Source organism: Vibrio sp. YQ_11, assembly GCF_043103065.1.
Classification (GTDB): Bacteria; Pseudomonadota; Gammaproteobacteria; order Enterobacterales; family Vibrionaceae; genus Vibrio; species Vibrio parahaemolyticus.
The window spans coordinates 37630-54814 of record NZ_JBICJM010000011.1 but is presented as its reverse complement, the minus strand read 5'-3'; the positions used below and the strand labels follow the sequence as shown (position 1 = coordinate 54814).

General features: G+C 45.9%; 13 protein-coding genes. 8 read left to right on the top strand and 5 right to left on the bottom strand.

Features of this window, described 5'->3' with window-relative positions:
• Positions 1-74: 74 nt before the first annotated feature.
• The 4 genes from leuD to leuA all read right to left on the bottom strand — a co-directional run bounded on the left by leuD (position 75) and on the right by leuA (position 4919).
• Positions 75-677: a 3-isopropylmalate dehydratase small subunit gene (gene leuD, locus ACF8EG_RS08505; protein ID WP_276419666.1), complete on the bottom strand. Its 603-nt coding sequence runs from the start codon at positions 675-677 to the stop codon at positions 75-77.
• Between the two features lie 14 nt (positions 678-691).
• Positions 692-2107 (bottom strand): 3-isopropylmalate dehydratase large subunit, encoded by a 1416-nt coding sequence (leuC, locus tag ACF8EG_RS08500; RefSeq protein WP_005459505.1) that lies wholly within the window; start codon positions 2105-2107, stop codon positions 692-694.
• Positions 2108-2197: 90 nt separating this feature from the next.
• On the bottom strand, positions 2198-3289 hold the full coding sequence (leuB, locus tag ACF8EG_RS08495; RefSeq protein WP_015296196.1) for a 3-isopropylmalate dehydrogenase: 1092 nt from the start codon (positions 3287-3289) through the stop codon (positions 2198-2200).
• Positions 3290-3371: 82 nt separating this feature from the next.
• The gene (gene leuA / locus ACF8EG_RS08490) at positions 3372-4919 is read right to left on the bottom strand and encodes a 2-isopropylmalate synthase (RefSeq protein ID WP_017449029.1); all 1548 of its coding nucleotides are present in this window, start codon (positions 4917-4919) and stop codon (positions 3372-3374) included.
• Between the two features lie 544 nt (positions 4920-5463).
• On the opposite strand from leuA, the gene ACF8EG_RS08485 reads away from it, so the two are divergent.
• From ACF8EG_RS08485 to ACF8EG_RS08450, 8 genes are all read left to right on the top strand, one after another.
• Complete coding sequence (locus ACF8EG_RS08485; protein ID WP_023584988.1) at positions 5464-6261, top strand: SH3 domain-containing protein; 798 nt, start codon at positions 5464-5466, stop codon at positions 6259-6261.
• Between the two features lie 167 nt (positions 6262-6428).
• Positions 6429-6977: a phosphatase PAP2 family protein gene (locus ACF8EG_RS08480; protein WP_276419668.1), complete on the top strand. Its 549-nt coding sequence runs from the start codon at positions 6429-6431 to the stop codon at positions 6975-6977.
• A 3-nt stretch (positions 6978-6980) separates the two neighbouring features.
• Entirely contained in the window at positions 6981-8027 is a 1047-nt protein-coding gene (locus ACF8EG_RS08475) for an MJ1255/VC2487 family glycosyltransferase (protein WP_005488416.1), read from the top strand.
• Between the two features lie 597 nt (positions 8028-8624).
• The gene (gene calR / locus ACF8EG_RS08470; protein ID WP_005459522.1) at positions 8625-9584 is read left to right on the top strand and encodes a LysR family transcriptional regulator CalR; all 960 of its coding nucleotides are present in this window, start codon (positions 8625-8627) and stop codon (positions 9582-9584) included.
• A gap of 298 nt (positions 9585-9882) precedes the next feature.
• Entirely contained in the window at positions 9883-11691 is a 1809-nt protein-coding gene (locus ACF8EG_RS08465; RefSeq protein WP_005480577.1) for a long-chain fatty acid--CoA ligase, read from the top strand.
• A gap of 450 nt (positions 11692-12141) precedes the next feature.
• A complete protein-coding gene (locus ACF8EG_RS08460; protein ID WP_005480580.1) occupies positions 12142-13866 on the top strand; it encodes an acetolactate synthase 3 large subunit in 1725 nt (574 codons plus the stop codon).
• A gap of 1 nt (position 13867) precedes the next feature.
• Entirely contained in the window at positions 13868-14362 is a 495-nt protein-coding gene (gene ilvN, locus ACF8EG_RS08455; RefSeq protein WP_005459526.1) for an acetolactate synthase small subunit, read from the top strand.
• 111 nt (positions 14363-14473) lie between these two features.
• Positions 14474-16354 carry a diguanylate cyclase gene (locus ACF8EG_RS08450; protein ID WP_276419669.1) on the top strand — a complete coding sequence of 627 codons (1881 nt, stop codon included), beginning with the start codon at positions 14474-14476 and terminating at the stop codon, positions 16352-16354.
• Positions 16355-16446: 92 nt separating this feature from the next.
• Here ACF8EG_RS08450 and ACF8EG_RS08445 read toward each other — a convergent pair whose 3' ends face one another.
• On the bottom strand, positions 16447-17115 hold the full coding sequence (locus ACF8EG_RS08445) for a GntR family transcriptional regulator (RefSeq protein WP_005480529.1): 669 nt from the start codon (positions 17113-17115) through the stop codon (positions 16447-16449).
• Between the last annotated feature and the right edge of the window lie 70 nt (positions 17116-17185).

Sequence of the window (17185 nt, the reverse complement as noted above, 5' to 3'; positions counted from 1 at the left end):
TTCTTTAATCTACGCATAAAAACAAAACAGGCTGACAATGGTCAGCCTGTTATTTGTGTATTCAAGGATGCGTTTTAACGCAGGAAGCTCGGGATATTGGCTTCATACTCAGCGATTTTGTCTTCGTGCTGAAGCGTCAAACCGATGTTATCTAAGCCATTAAGCAGGCAGTGACGACGGAACTCGTCGATTTCAAAGTCATACTCCTTGCCGTTTGCGCGCACTTTTAGGGCTTCCAGATCCACTTCAATTTGCGCACCTTCATTGGCTTCAACGAATTGGAACAATTCATCCACTTCTTGCTCAGTCAGACGAATCGGAACCATTTGGTTGTTGATGGAGTTGCCGTAGAAAATGTCCGCAAAACTAGGTGCGATCATCGCTTTAATGCCATAATCAGCCAAAGCCCAAGGTGCGTGTTCACGAGATGAGCCACAGCCGAAGTTTTCACGCGCAAGTAGGATAGAAGCGCCTTGGTAACGTGGCGCGTTCATTACAAACTCAGGGTTTGGCTGCTCGCCTGCATCATCAAGGAAGCGCCAGTCATGGAAAAGATGCTTACCGAAACCTAGGCGAGAAACTTTTTGTAAAAACTGCTTTGGAATGATGGCATCCGTGTCAACGTTGGCGGCATCTAGAGGCACAACCAAACCAGTATGTTGTTTAAAACCTGACATGATTGTTGTTCTCCCTAATCCTGTTTATCAAAAGTTAATTCACGAATGTCAACAAAGTGACCAGCGATAGCTGCCGCGGCTGCCATTGCAGGGCTAACCAAGTGAGTGCGACCATCACGGCCCTGACGGCCTTCAAAGTTACGGTTTGATGTGGATGCACAACGCTCGTGAGGTCCCAAACGGTCATTGTTCATTGCTAAACACATTGAACAACCTGGTAGACGCCATTCAAAGCCCGCTTCTTTAAAGATGACATCCAAGCCTTCGGCTTCTGCTTGTGCTTTCACCTGTTCTGAGCCCGGGACAATCAATGCTTGAACGTGCGATGCGACCTTACGGCCTTTCGCCACGACGGCGGCAGCGCGCATGTCTTCGATGCGAGAGTTCGTACAAGAGCCAACAAACACTTTATCTACTTGGTAGTCAGACAATGATTTGCCTGCTTCTAGGCCCATGTAAGCCAATGCTTTTTCAGCAGACGCTTTTTCGATTGGATCTGTGAAGCTTTCTGGTGCTGGAATCGGTTGGTCAACGGCAATGACCTGACCTGGGTTTGTGCCCCAAGTTACTTGTGGTTTGATGTCAGCAGCATTTAGCGTTACTACGGCATCAAATTCGGCATCTGCGTCAGTTTTTAACGTCTTCCAGTACTCTACTGCAGCATCAAAATCTGCGCCTTGCGGTGAGAACTTACGACCTTTGATATATTCAAACGTGGTTTCATCTGGTGCAATTAGGCCTGCTTTTGCGCCCAATTCAATGGCCATGTTACATACCGTCATGCGGCCTTCCATAGAAAGGTCAGTAATCGCTTCACCGCAGAATTCAACCACATAACCAGTACCGCCTGCTGCCGTTGTTTTGCCGATGATCGCTAGAACGATATCTTTTGCGGTAATACCCGGTGCGACTTTACCTTTCACTTCGATTTTCATTGTTTTCGCACGTGCTTGTTTTAGCGTTTGAGTCGCTAGTACGTGTTCAACTTCTGATGTACCGATACCGAAAGCCAGTGAGCCAAATGCCCCGTGTGTTGCGGTATGAGAGTCACCACAAACGATGGTCATACCCGGTAGAGTAATGCCTAGCTCTGGGCCCATAACATGGACGATGCCCTGATATTTGTGGTTTAGGTCGTAAAGGGTAACACCGAACTCTTCGCAGTTTTTCGATAGCGTTTCCATTTGGATACGCGCCATCTCGCCAGAGGCATTGATGTCTTTGGTTGTGGTCGAAACGTTGTGATCCATCGTGGCGAACGTTTTGCTAACCTGACGAACTTTACGACCTTTTTCACGCAAGCCATCAAAGGCTTGTGGAGAGGTCACTTCGTGTACCAAGTGACGATCAATATAAAGAATAGGGGTTTCCCCTTCTGCCGCGACTGCAACGTGTGCGTCGTAGACTTTTTCGTATAGTGTTTTGCCCATTGCTTCCTTTCCTCGTCGTCCTTGTCACCGCAACGGGATGATCCGCTGTGGTGATGGCAAACGACAGTTATATTTATAATGTCAGTCTGTTTATGAGTTCAAAATGTACTCAGCGATCTTGTCACCCATTTCTGATGTCGTCAGTGCAGGCTTGTCGCTTGCTAGGTCTGCGGTAAGCTCGCCTGCCGAAAGTGCTTTAGATACTGCGGATTCGATATCTTGCGCCGCGGCTTCTTCGCCAAGGCTGTAACGCAGCATCAGTGCTGCAGAAAGGATCTGCGCAACTGGGTTAGCAATGTTTTTGCCTGCGATATCTGGTGCGCTGCCACCGGCAGGCTCGTATAGGCCGAACTTGCTTTCGTTAAGACTTGCTGAAGGCAACATGCCCATAGAGCCCGTGATCATTGCACACTCATCAGAGATGATGTCGCCAAAGATGTTTGAACATAACATGACGTCAAACTGGGCTGGGTCTTTGATTAACTGCATGGTCGCGTTGTCGATGTACATGTGAGACAACTCGACATCTGGGTAGTCTTTGGCAATCTCTTCCACAACTTCACGCCATAAGATAGAACTCTGCAGAACGTTTGCTTTGTCAATTGAGCACACTTTCTTACGACGTAGACGAGCAGATTCAAACGCGATTTTTGCAATACGTTCGATTTCGTAGCGGTGGTACACCTCGGTATCAAACGCTTTTTCGTTAGCGCCTTCACCCTCACGGCCTTTCGGCTGGCCGAAGTAGATGCCACCAGTTAATTCGCGTACGACGACAATATCAAAGCCGCGACCTGAGATGTCTGCACGTAGCGGTGAGAAAGCTTCTAGACCAGCGTGGATTTGCGCTGGACGAAGGTTACAAAACAGTTGGAAGTGCTTACGTAGTGGCAGCAATGCACCGCGCTCTGGCTGGTCGTTTGGTGGCAAATGTTCCCACTTAGGGCCACCAACCGAACCAAATAGAACTGCGTCAGACTCTTCACACGCTGTTACCGTACTTTCTGGAAGTGGGCAACCATGATTATCGATAGCAATACCACCAACATCATGTTCTTCGCGCTCAAATGAGATGCCATGTTTTTGCTCGATAGCATTCAGAACTTTATGCGCTTGAGCCATCACTTCTGGGCCGATGCCGTCACCAGGAAGTACGGCGATTTTGTATGATTTGTCTGTCATGTTATTCCTTTAATCTTCTAATTTTTGAGCTTAATTATTTGAAATCGTGTTGTGTGTCTCTGAGCGATAAAGCTCAGCATGACTATACCGTAGCAATCTTTTTCTGCTTCATCTCGGCAATGGTGTCTGCGCGATGGATGCTGTTGATAACATGCAATAGTGCTTGACCAGAAGCTTCTACGATATCGGTTGACACGCCCGTACCGTGGTATTTTCTACCTTTGTAGTTGGCAATGATGTCTGCTTGACCTAGACCATCCTCACCTTCACCTTTTGCGGTTAGATCGAATTTATCTAGTACGATCTCGTAACCTGTCACGCGGTAGATACATTGGTATAGCGCATCAACCGGACCATTGCCGACCGCCGCTTCACACATTTCCGCATCACCACATTGCATCTTGATGCTGGTGGTTGCCATCACGCTGCCCGATTGCACGCTTAGGTAATTCAACTTGTAGAAGTCATCTTCTTCACGCAAGTTGGAGAAGTGCATTAGCGCTTCCAAATCGTAATCAAACACTTGGCCTTTACGGTCGGCCAGTTTCAAGAAGTCGGCGTACAGTGCGTCTAGGTTGTACTCATCTTCTTTATAACCCATGGAATCCATGTGGCTCTTCACCGCCGCTCGGCCGCTACGACTGGTTAGGTTAAGTGCTTGGTTCTTAAGACCAATCGACTCAGGAGTCATGATCTCGTAAGTGTTCTTGTTCTTTAACATGCCGTCTTGGTGGATACCTGAAGAATGGCTGAATGCATTGGCACCTACGATCGCTTTGTTGCTTTGGATCGGCATGTTGCACAGTTGACTCACTAACTTGCTAGTACGATGGATTTCTTCGTGTTTGATCCCCGTGCTTACGCCCAGAAGCTCTTGACGCGTCTTGATGATCATCGCGATCTCTTCTAGTGAGCAGTTACCCGCACGCTCGCCGATACCATTGATGGTGCCTTCAATTTGGCGAGCACCGGCTTGTACTGCTGCAATTGAGTTTGCGACCGACATGCCCAAGTCATCATGACAGTGCACAGAAATGATGGCCTTGTCGATGTTCGGCACGCGGTTGAAAAGCGTTTGGATGATGCCACCGAACTCGCTTGGTACTGTGTAGCCAACGGTATCGGGAATGTTGATGGTGCTTGCTCCAGCATCAATTGCGGCTTCAACCATGCGACATAGATTGTCGATTGGTGTTCGGCCTGCGTCTTCACAAGAAAATTCGACATCATCGGTGTAGTTACGCGCGTGTTTAACGGCGTTGACCGCCATTTCAAGTACGTCATCGTAACTGCGGCGTAGCTTGTCTTGAACGTGAATCGTGGAAGTGGCTAGAAAAGTGTGGATACGGAATTGGTCAGCAACTTTTAGCGCTTCAGCTGCGGCATCGATGTCTTTCGCAACGGCACGCGAAAGGGCACAAACTCGGCTATTTTTGATGTGTTTTGCAATAGTTTGTACGGACTCGAAATCGCCAGGGGAAGAGATAGGAAAACCAGCTTCGATAACATCAACGCCCAGCCTTTCAAGCGCATAGGCAATCTGCAGTTTTTCTTTAACCGTCAAGCTTGCTGACAACGCTTGCTCGCCATCACGCAAGGTGGTGTCGAATATAATGACCTGATCGTTCATGTTTGCTTCCTTCCTGATTTCTGCACTTTCGTGCAAGTTAATCGTTTACTTCCAGTATTTAGATATAAAAAAACCCGCATTTTCATGCGGGTTTCTAAGAAATTGGTGTGGTTATTTTTCTTCCACAGCCTACCCGCGCGAACTGGTCACGATCAGGAGGAGGCTAAGCAGGATAGAAAAATGAGCTGACATAGTTGTTAAGCTTTCCACAAATTTAAGTTAACAAATTAGTACCGCACTCCTTGGAGCGCGTCAACCCTAAAGTCGATTTTTTATTCATATCGGATGAGTGGTTTAATAATAGTCAGCGAATACATCGACACATTCAATCAATTCAAAGTGCAATCAGTTAAAAGTGAAGGAAACGTACTAGAACCTGTGCGTGGCGACAAAGATCACAGCCTAAAGCTTTGTGTTATCAAAATTCCGGTATAGGGATTGCGACTTATCACACAAAGGTCTTAATTGCTTGGCAAAAATACGCGCTGACCATTTATAGTAGTGCAGTTGCATTAGGTGAAGAGAAACAGAAGGTAAAGGATTCATGGTCACAGCAAAACAACTTGGACGTTCGGCACTCGCATTAACATTGATCAGCTTATCTGGTTGTCAGCTGTTTCAATCAAACACGAATGCTGAGGTGGCTTCTCCGGTGATCGTGAACGATCATGCGCAAAGTATTATGGTGATCAGCGATCAAATGGACATGTACTTAAGCAGTGAAGGGCGGGAATCTTTCTTAAATCAGATGCTGGTGGCGCTTGAGTCGGACAGCCGAGATAAATTCAAAGGCAAAGATCCTGACACCTATTCGTGGTGGAAGATCCGCGTGCAACCTAATGAGTGGCAACAAGCTGAGATAGTCAGGCCAGTAGAAGAGGGAGTGGATACCTCTAACAAGCTGGAGTTTATGGATGTCTCCTATCGTTCAAAAACGGGGTTAAATTTGCGCTCCAAACCGAGTGTAGAGAGTACAAAGCTGGGGCAACTTGAAAAAGGCGAAGTGTTCAATGCGTTGGCGAGAGTTGAAGGAGAACCTTGGATTCTGGTTGAACAAAAAGGCGTTATTAAGGGCTACGTGCATCAAGATTACGTACGCAGCAACGTAGTGAATCGCGATATTTTGTCGACTCAACCGAATCCGTTGCTCGATGCTCAGCAAGCGACTCATTCCGTATCGAGTGCCCGACACGAGCTGCTGGGCAGCTACACTTGTCGAGCGCTGAGCTATGAGTTAACCAAAGACGGTGATGTTACCACGGGGTCATTACGCGCATGCCGCAAAAAACGCAAAGTTTGGTATATCGATACGCCGTCAGCCTCACCAGCTAACCCTTCGTAATTCTTATTGCTTTTATTGATGTGTTTAACGGTATGGTTGGGCACATCAATGTGCGCTATTCCGTCCATTCTACTTTTGTCACTAATTGTCCAACTTCCCGTCATGTAGCTGTCACCTAAACCTCCTACTTTGCACACAAAGGCGTTGTCAAAGTAAGGGAAGGTCACATGCGAACCATTGAGACAATCACACAGCCAATAGCAACCATCGCTAAGTTTGATTTAGCATTCTCTAGCGTATGTCTTCAGCACCGTTTTAACCAACAAGTTGCCAACATCAGTAAAGGCGTTTCGCACAGTGGAGATGGGCATCTCTACGTCGTCTTAGGGCTGTTAGCTTGGTATTTAGATAAAGAACACGGATCTTGGTTTATGTTAGCCGGATTGCTGGCATTTGCCGTCGAGCTACCCATTTACTGGACGCTAAAAAACAGCTTTAAACGCCGCCGTCCTGAAGAACAGAGCGCTTTGTTACCTGCTTTTATCACCCCTTCTGATCGCTATAGTTTACCGTCTGGACATACTGCTGCTGCGTTTGTTATGGCAACACTTATCAACCATTACTACCCAGAACTCGGTTATGCCGCATTCTTTTGGGCGAGCTTAATTGGTACGGCGCGTATTTTGCTCGGTGTCCATTTCTTTACTGACGTCATCATAGGGGCGCTGTTGGGAAGTGCGTGTGGTGCTCTAGCTATTGCGATCGTAGGAGGCTAATGAATGAAAATTCTATACGGTGTTCAAGGTACGGGAAATGGCCATATCGCACGTGCTCGTGCAATGAGCAAGGCATTTGAATCGCACGATGTGCAGGTCGACTTTCTTTTTTCTGGACGAGCACCGGAGAAATACTTTTCAATGGAAGCGTTTGGCGATTATCAGACTCGTCGCGGTTTTACGTTTGTGACGGAAAAAGGCTCGGTCAATTACGCCAAAACGGCCTTGAACAACAATTTGATTCATTTTTTCAAAGAAGTGAACCAACTTAATCTGGCGCCTTATGATTTAATCATCAATGACTTTGAACCCGTCACTGCTTGGGCAGCTCGTCAACAAAATAAGCCGTGTATCGGCATCAGTCACCAAAATGCGTTTCGCTATCCAGTGCCTCTGAAGGGGGCGAGCTGGCTGGATAAATCAGTACTTGAGTATTTTGCTCCATCTCAACATCAGCTTGGATTGCACTGGTATCACTTTGACCAGCCGTTGCTACCGCCCATCGTCCACACTTTGGATAACCAAGCGGATAACGATGATTTCGTGTTGGTGTATTTACCGTTTGAGTCGATTGAGGACATCTGCGACCTGTTGTTCCACTTTAATCAGCAGACGTTTATTTGTTATCACCCCGACGTGATAGAAGTAGAGAAAGTGGAGAACATAGAATTGCGTCCGCTGTGCCATACCAACTTTCAGCACCATCTACATCGTTGCTGTGGGGTCATCGCCAATGGCGGTTTTGAACTGCCTTCAGAAGCACTTTCTCTTGGCAAAAAACTGCTAATGAAACCACTGGCAGGACAATTTGAACAGCAGAGCAACGTAGCCACACTTGAAGATCTTGGGTTAGCCACTGCAATGGACAGTTTAGACATTTCTACCGTACGTCAGTGGCTCAAAGAGCAGCAAGCTGAGAGTGTTAAATACCCCGACGTTGCACAAGCCATCGTGAATTGGGTTTTACAAGGGGCGTGGGATTCGCAAGAAGAACTCTCCAAACAGTTGTGGGAGCAGGTGGATTTTCCGAGCTATGTATCCAATATCTAAGTTTGTTTGCTCGGATTATTTGTGGCAAACACATAATAACTATTAACTACCTATTATTACGTTCCTTCCAACATTCCTACATGGTACTTGATGCAGCTTTTCGATTTCGAAGGGCTGCATTTTTATTCCCTCTCGTTCATTTCTATTCATTGTTTAATTGCAGATTATTTGACTGATACGCGCAAATTTACGCCAAAGACATAGGCTGTGTTTTTTGGTCTGTTGGTTATTAATAGGTGAGGTAAATATGTTTCGATGTTTGTTCTTAGTCTTATCAATTTGCTAAATACATACTCAAAGAGTGTGGTTTTAGTTGTTTTATAGTTTTTTATATTTTTCTCAATTGGTTGATTTTTAAAGACTAAATACCTAATTGGCTAAAATTTAGTGATTAAATATCAATCTAGTTGCTAAACCCCAATCGATTAGTTGATAGTACGCTTCGAGCCGGAAGTATCCGGACGATAAATATAATAAAAATTAGGTTTCTATTCGTAAAAATGATTCGAATCCAGCCGCCGTCTTTTGTGCGAGATGGGATTCTATTCGTTATGAATTCATTGAAACAATTTGACGATTACAAAAGAGGCGCACTCAATGTTAGAGAAGAAAGATGCGATGAGCGCAATTGCTAGCTACCGTATGGAAAGCACTTTGCGTGGTGTAGATTTGAACCTACTGACTGTATTTGATGCTGTGATGCAAGAGCAAAATATCACTCGTGCAGCACACAACTTAGGCATGTCTCAACCGGCAGTAAGTAATGCCGTGGCACGCTTAAAAGTGATGTTTAACGATGAACTGTTCATGCGTCAGGGCCGTGGTATTCAACCAACTCAACGTGCGCGTCAACTGTTTGGCCCTATCCGCCAAGCATTGCAATTGATCCGTAACGAATTGCCAAGCTCGGTATTCCAACCAGAGTCGTCAACTCGTCTATTCAAACTGGCGATTTGCAGCCCATGTGACATGCGCTTTGCTCCAAAAATCATGGCGAAGATTAATCAACAAGCGCCAAACGTTCAGCTGCATCTAGACGCGGAATTTGACCGTCTTCTTTCTGAGCGTATGCGTTACCAAGAAATCGACTTCGTGATCGATTACGCTCGTTTTGATGAGCAAGGTTTCTCAAGCACAGAAATCTTCAAAGATGAATTGGTGGTTATCGCTTCGAAAACGCACCCACGTATTCAAGGTGGCGTAAGCGCCGAGCAGCTAATTAACGAAAAGCACGCGAAACTGTCTAAAGTTCACGGTCAACGTAGCTTCTCTGAGCAGGCGTACCGCGAGCTTGACTGCCAAGCTGCGTACGAAGGTTCAAGCCTAAGCAACTTGCTTTACGTTGTTAGCCAATCTGAGTTAGTGACTATCGCACCACGCTGGATGGCGGAAAATGCGGTGAACAGTGACCAACTGCAGATTCTAGACTTCCCATTTGCGAACAAAGAAATCAGCGGCTTCCTTAGCTGGCATGAATCAAGTGAAAAAGACAAAGGCCACATTTGGCTACGTGACCAGCTAATGGTGACGTGTGGTGAAGTGGTTGCATCAAAATAAGTTTATTATTTGGTCTGATGAACTGGTCAGACTGGATTTGTAATCATCAATTTTTACAATTGTTTGGCCCCGAGAGACGCTTGTCTTTCGGGGCTTTTTATTTAGGTTAATTAATAAGCGAAACAGCAAGTTATTTTGCCTAAACCTCCATCAACTTCAATTGGGCCTTGGGTTCATTAGTGATAGTTGTCTCTTATTAGTGATAAGTTTGATACTGGTCAGTTGCGTTTTAGCATTGCGTGAGTACACTTGTTCGCTCAAATAGCTTACGCCTGTAAGCCAAAAGGTAAGTAAAAGAATGGCCAAGTTAGATTTTCATATCGTTAAACGTATTCGTGAACAAATTGCGAACGGTGGTACCCGCGTTGCACTGAAACATAAAGTAGCAGGAGCATGGCAAGGTATTACTTGGGAGCAGTTTGGTCAGCAAGTTGATACTTTATCGCTTGCACTTTTGGCTCAGGGTTTAGGAGTCCAAGATAAGATCGGCATTTTCTCAAACAACATGCCGCAATGGACGATTGCTGATTTCGCCGCACTGCAACTGCGTGGCGTGACGGTGCCTATCTACCCAACCAATACTGCTGCTCAGTCGGCATACATCATCGACAACGCAGACGTAAAAGTTCTGTTTGTTGGCGAACAGCCTCAGTTTGATGCTGCTGTGAGCATTTTTGAACAATGTGAGCAGTTAGAGCTGATTGTTGCGATGTCGGATGATATTGAGCTTGGCGATCATGACTTTGCTATCTCTTGGAAAGACTTTGTCGCAAAAGGCGATACAAGCCATCAAGCTGAACTTGATGAGCGTTTGGAACAAGCGAAAGTTGATGATTTGCTTACGCTGATCTACACCTCAGGTACAACGGGTCAACCTAAGGGCGTGATGTTGGATTATGGCAACATCGCAGCGCAGCTAGAAGGTCACGACCAACGCTTGAGCTTATCTCAAGATGATGTTTCTTTGTGTTTCCTTCCGCTTTCACACGTATTTGAACGCGCTTGGACATTCTACGTATTATACAAAGGTGCGACGAACTGTTACTTGCAAGACACCATGCAGGTGCGCGATGCATTAAGTGAAGTGCGTCCAACCGTGATGTGTGCAGTTCCTCGTTTCTACGAAAAGATTTTCTCAGCGATTCACGAGAAAGTGTCTCGAGCACCGATTCATCGCAAGATCATGTTTACTTGGGCGGTGAACATGGGCGCGAAAATGGCACTTTGCCATCAAGAAAAGCGCAAACCTTCGATGATGCTGCGCAAAGCACACGCATTAGCTGACAAGCTGGTGCTCAGTAAGCTGCGTGCACTGCTCGGTGGTCGTATCAACTTTATGCCATGTGGTGGCGCGAAGTTGGATGAAACCATTGGTCGCTTCTTCCATGCTATTGGCATCAACGTGAAGTTGGGCTACGGCATGACAGAAACCACCGCGACGATTTCGTGCTGGGATGACAAGTGCTTTGATCCGGATTCTATCGGTATGTCGATGCCTGGCGCGCAAGTGAAGATTGGCGAAAACAACGAGATTCTAGTTCGTGGCCCGATGGTGATGCGCGGTTACTACAAAATGCCAGAAGAGACCGAAAAGACGTTTGATGAGCACGGTTTCTTAAAGACCGGTGATGCTGGTCATATTGATGAAAATGGCAACCTGTTCATCACCGATCGCATTAAAGAATTGATGAAAACCTCTGGTGGTAAATACATTGCACCGCAAATGATCGAAGGTGCGATTGGTAAAGACCACTTCATTGAGCAGATTGCGGTGATTGCCGATACACGCAAGTTTGTTTCTGCGCTGATTGTGCCGTGTTTTGACTCTCTTGAAGAATATGCGAAAGAACTGAACATCGCATACCACGACCGAGTTGAGCTTATCAAACACCACCAAGTGGTCGAAATGCTTGAGAAGCGAGTGAATGAACTGCAAAAAGAACTGGCGAAATTTGAGCAAGTTAAGAAGTTCAAACTGCTACCAAGAGCTTTCTCTATGGACGATGGAGAGTTAACGCCAACGCAAAAACTGCGTCGTAAAGTGATTAACGATAAATACCAAGACGAAATCGAAGAAATGTACAACGAAAAGTCAGATAAAAAGTAACAAGCACTGACTTAGATTTCAGATTGATGAAAAGATCCCCAGCCATACCTTTTGGTATCGTTGGGGATTTTTGTATGTGCAGCAGTTCGGCTTGATGATGCAGATAACGGGTGAATTTCTGATGTTTGGGTAAATCTCTGTGAAATTATGTTCTTTTTTTTGTCGTTATGTTTTTTGATCGTGCTGCGTATTTGCGCTTAGTTGGCTTCTATTCCTGTTATCGTTCTGCTTTCTAGTGTCTTGTTTAAAAACTAGACATATCTCTCATTAGACCCGTTGCTAATAAACCGTTACATTTGTTGATGAACCTTGCGGGATGTTATGACGAACGCAAGACATAGCCGAAAACGTGGAAGTATTTCGATTAGGCTACGAATAAGACCTAGACTATGTAAAACCAGACCAAACCGTTGACCTTACGGTGTGGAATTCTGGGTAAGGAGAGCAATTATGACAGCAATGTTGTCAGGTGCAGAGATGGTGGTGCAATCTCTGATAGAGGAAAACGTAGAGCAGATCTTCGGTTATCCGGGTGGTTCCGTTTTGGATATCTATGATGCACTGCACGCAAAAACCGACCAAATTAAACACGTACTAGTAAGACACGAACAGGCTGCGACGCACATGGCTGATGGCTATGCTCGCGCAACAGGTAAGCCGGGTGTGGTACTGGTATGTTCAGGGCCTGGCGCAACCAATACCATTACCGGTATTGCAACGGCGTACATGGACTCCATTCCGATGATCGTGATTTCAGGGAACGTGCCAAATAGCCTGATTGGTAACGATGCTTTCCAAGAATGTGACATCGTGGGCGTCTCTCGTCCGGTAGTAAAACACAGCTTTTTGGTGAAAAAGGCGGAAGATATCCCTGAAACGATCAAAAAAGCCTTCTACATTTCAACAACGGGTCGTCCTGGGCCAGTTGTGATTGATTTGCCAAAAGACGTAATGAATCCGCAAATCAAACTGCCTTACCAATATCCAGAAAGCATTTCGATGCGTTCATACAAGCCAACCACTTCGGGTCATAAAGGCCAAATCAAGAAAGCGCTGAAGTCTTTGATTGAAGCGAAAAAACCGGTGCTTTATGTCGGTGGTGGCGCAGTCATTTCTGGTGCTCACGAACATATTTTAGAACTGGCAGACAAACTTAACCTGCCAGTTGTCAGTACCTTAATGGGCCTAGGTGCATTTCCGGGGACTCACAAAAACTCGCTTGGTATGTTGGGGATGCACGGTACCTACGAAGCCAATATGGCGATGCACGAAGCGGATCTAATCTTCGGTATTGGGGTACGTTTTGATGACCGCACCACCAATAACCTTGAGAAGTACTGTCCAAATGCGAAAGTGATGCACATTGATATTGATCCGTCGTCGATCTCCAAAAACGTCAAAGTGGATCTTCCAATTGTAGGCTCTGCTGAAAAAGTACTGACTACTATGCTTGGTCTACTGGCAGAGCAAGATTGTGGCAACGATGAAGCGGCGATCACTAAGTGGTGGGATGATATTCAAGTGTGGCGCGATCGTCAGTGCTTGTCTTACGAAACGTCGTCGGATCGTATCAAGCCACAGCAAGTCATTGAAACACTGCACAAGCTAACCAATGGTGATGCGTATGTGGCGTCTGATGTAGGCCAGCACCAAATGTTTGCGGCGTTGTACTACCCATTCAACAAACCTCGCCGTTGGATCAATTCGGGTGGCTTGGGCACAATGGGCTTCGGTCTTCCTGCTGGTATGGGCGTTAAGTTCGCGATGCCTGAAGAAGAAGTGGTGGTGGTGACGGGTGATGGCAGTATCCAGATGAACATTCAGGAGCTATCGACGGCCATGCAGTACGATATTCCTGTGAAGATCATCAACCTTAATAACCGATTCCTCGGTATGGTAAAACAGTGGCAAGACATAATTTATCAAGGTCGCCACTCTAACTCTTACATGAGTTCTGTTCCGGATTTTGCTGCGATTGCAGAAGCTTATGGTCACGTCGGCATTCGTATCGAAACGCCAGATCAGCTCGAAGAAGGGCTACAAAAAGCGTTGGATATGAAAGATCGTTTGGTGTTTGTTGATATCAACGTAGACGAAACCGAGCACGTATACCCGATGCAAATTAAAGGCGAAGGTATGGACAAGATGTGGCTAAGCAAAACGGAGAGAACTTAATATGAGACACATTATTTCATTGCTATTGGAAAACCAACCGGGTGCGTTGTCTCGTGTTGTCGGCTTGTTCTCTCAACGTGGTTACAACATTGAATCATTGACCGTATCGCCGACGGATGACGAAACGTTATCGCGTTTGAACATCACAACCACATCGGATGAAATGCAGCTGGAGCAAATCCAGAAACAGCTACACAAGTTGATTGATGTACTGAAAGTGCAAGAAGTTACTGAGTTTGAACACATTGAACGTGAACTGATGATGGTGAAAGTGAAAGCCAGTGGTTTTGCTCGAGCGGAAGTGAAACGTACGGCAGATATTTTCCGAGGACAGATTGTGGATGTCACCGCTTCTCAGTACACAGTGCAGCTTGCTGGCACCAGTGAAAAGCTCGACGCGTTCATCCAAGCCATCTCCGAAGTCACCGAAGTGGTCGAAGTAGCACGTAGCGGGGTAGTGGGTATTGCCCGTGGAGAACGAGCGTTAAAGCCTTAACAAGCCTCATATCTGACCGAAAAGCCACTGTATTACAGTGGCTTTTTGTTTAGATGCTGCCAAATAATGATATAATTGTCGTTTTAGTAGGCATCATAGGCTGTAGGACGCGTGAAAGTAAAAAAGCTGGTCGGCACATTATTGGCGACAGCACTATTCTTTAGTGCCCTCACCGCCACCTACTACTACCAGAAATACCAAGCCCTCTTAGCGAATAATGTTGAAAACACCGCCAAAGAAGCCTTACACCAACTGGCTTACACTGGGCGCGAATACAACAATATTCAAGACCAGATAGAAACCATCAGCGACCTACTTGGTCACAGTCAAAGCCTTTACGATTACTTACGTGAACCCAGTAAAGCCAATCTGACCATCTTAGAGAACATGTGGAGCTCGGTTGCTCGCAACCAAAAACTGTACAAGCAGATCCGTTTTCTCGATACCTCTGGCACCGAAAAAGTTCGCATTAAGTACGATTTCAAAACCGGCATCGCTGGCCCATCATTGATCCTTCGAGATAAATCTGCGCGAGAGTATTTTAAGTACGCGCAGAGTTTGGATAACGAGCAAATCTCAGCTTGGGGGATTGAACTTGAAAGGGACAAAGGTGAATTGGTTTATCCGCTAAGTCCGTCACTACGCATTTTGATGCCAATTTCAGTGAATGACGTTCGACAGGGCTACTTAGTGTTGAATGTCGATATCGAGTATTTGTCATCCCTCCTCAACTATTCACCAGTGCGGGATTTCCATATCGAGTTGGTTAAGCACAAAGGCTTTTATATCGCGAGTCCTGACGAGTCGCGCTTGTATGGCGATATTATTCCTGAGCGTTCTCAGTTTAATTTCTCGAACATGTATCCAGATATATGGCCGCGAGTGGTATCTGAGCAAGCGGGGTACTCTTATAACGGTGAACACTTGATTGCGTTTAGCTCAATTAAGTTTGTCTCCAACGAGCCTTTGCATCTCATCATCGACCTCTCGAATGAGCAGTTATCAAAGAGAGCGACTCGCGACATCAATGACCTTATTCAAGAATCCTTGTTTGTCTTAAGTCTTGTGCTGGTTTTCACTTTGCCAATTACCGCGTTGGCGCTGCATTACCGTCGTCATAGTGTGGAATCGAAGTTAGCCCGTGCCGCACTCGATGGTATGACCGCCGTCATGATTTCTGACGCGTCGCTTCGCATCATCATGGTCAACCAAGAGTTTGAAAACATGATGGGTTATTCTACCGAACAAGTGAAAGGCTCAAATGCCCATAGCCTGATTTTGCTTCCTGAAGACCTCGAAGAGACGCTAAACATTTGGAATAAGTTAGGGCGCGAGAATGTTTGGGAAGGCGAAGTACGCTGCCGTACCCAATTGAATCATGTGTTTACGGCGATCATGCGTATCCAAGCGAACTTAACAAAGTCCGGTAAAATCAGCTATTACATCACTTCGCTGGTGGATATTTCTGAACGTAAAGCGTTGGAAGAGCAGCTGCGCAACTTAAGTGAGAAAGACGGTTTGACTGGACTGTGGAACCGCAGAAAGTTTGAAGAACAATTAACCCACTACGCGAATATTGTAGAACGTTATCCTGATACACCGACGACGTGTTTGGCTTTGTTTGATATTGACCACTTTAAGCGCATTAACGATGAACGCGGTCACGATGAAGGGGATAAAGTCATTTGTAGCGTCGCAGAAACGTTACTACGTGAAGTGCGCACTACGGATTTTGTTTCTCGTGTCGGTGGTGAGGAGTTTGCGGTGATCATGCCTCATACCACAGTTCAAGAGGCCGAAGTGGTGCTCAATCGTTTACGAGTCGCGGTTCAGCTGCGAAGCAATATGACCGTTACCGTCAGTGCGGGTTATAGTGACCTCACTGCCGACCGAACTCGAAGCTATAAGTGCGCAGATATCGCGCTGTATGAATCCAAAAGCGCTGGTAGAAACTGCGTTTCTTTGTGTCATAGCATTGATGATATTGCTTAGTTCACATGAGCGAGAGAACCGTTTATACCAAAAAGAAAAAATCGGGATATACCCGATTTTTCGTTAATAAGCGAGTTGATTTGGCGTGACGTTTATAGCGGATTGTCGATGGCGGTTTCGACACATTGCAACGACTTCAACAAATAACGATCCAGAAACTGCACCGCATCGTCACTATTTTTAGACAGCGATAACTTCATGATCATCTCTTGTTCATCGATATTGCAGTGACCTTGATTGTTCGTTCCTAGCACTTGCATAGCAAAGTAATGGTAACGCTTGATCTGGTTTAAAATATCTCGGAAGAAGGTAAACAAATTGTGCGAGTTCGCCCCCTCAAGCAACGCCTCAAGAAAGTGATAGTGGCGTTCTTCCCATTCTCTCCAGCAAAAGCCTTGGTCTAGATTCACTCGAGATAGTTTGTGGTATGAAGTTAGGACGTCCAGTTCCCAGTTTTCATCGCCTGTCATGATCGCCTTTTTCAATAGAAATGAAGCCGTCATCCGTAGGCTTTCATACAAGTCATTCAACTCATGCTTACACACTGGTGCAACCCAGCAGCCTTTTTGCGGCGCGAGTTTGACGTATTTGCTCCACGATAGCTGAACCAATGCTTCGCGAATAGGGGAGGCACCTACGTTGTATTTCTCTTTTAGCTCTGCAACCACAAGTTTTTGACCAGGTTTTAGCTCACCAGTCAGGATATCCTGACAGATCATTTTTGATACTTTGTCGGTAAGAGTGGGACTGGACACATACACCTCATAGAATTTTTTATCGTGACGACAAAATTAAACAGTACGCAGTTCTGCGTGAGGTGAATGATACAGG

Coding starts and splice junctions, on each gene's coding strand:
- leuD (WP_276419666.1), bottom strand. CDS start 677: ATGTCAGGTTTTAAACAACATACTGGTTTGGTTGTGCCTCTAGATGCC.
- leuC (WP_005459505.1), bottom strand. CDS start 2,107: ATGGGCAAAACACTATACGAAAAAGTCTACGACGCACACGTTGCAGTC.
- leuB (WP_015296196.1), bottom strand. CDS start 3,289: ATGACAGACAAATCATACAAAATCGCCGTACTTCCTGGTGACGGCATC.
- leuA (WP_017449029.1), bottom strand. CDS start 4,919: ATGAACGATCAGGTCATTATATTCGACACCACCTTGCGTGATGGCGAG.
- ACF8EG_RS08485 (WP_023584988.1), top strand. CDS start 5,464: ATGGTCACAGCAAAACAACTTGGACGTTCGGCACTCGCATTAACATTG.
- ACF8EG_RS08480 (WP_276419668.1), top strand. CDS start 6,429: ATGCGAACCATTGAGACAATCACACAGCCAATAGCAACCATCGCTAAG.
- ACF8EG_RS08475 (WP_005488416.1), top strand. CDS start 6,981: ATGAAAATTCTATACGGTGTTCAAGGTACGGGAAATGGCCATATCGCA.
- calR (WP_005459522.1), top strand. CDS start 8,625: ATGTTAGAGAAGAAAGATGCGATGAGCGCAATTGCTAGCTACCGTATG.
- ACF8EG_RS08465 (WP_005480577.1), top strand. CDS start 9,883: ATGGCCAAGTTAGATTTTCATATCGTTAAACGTATTCGTGAACAAATT.
- ACF8EG_RS08460 (WP_005480580.1), top strand. CDS start 12,142: ATGACAGCAATGTTGTCAGGTGCAGAGATGGTGGTGCAATCTCTGATA.
- ilvN (WP_005459526.1), top strand. CDS start 13,868: ATGAGACACATTATTTCATTGCTATTGGAAAACCAACCGGGTGCGTTG.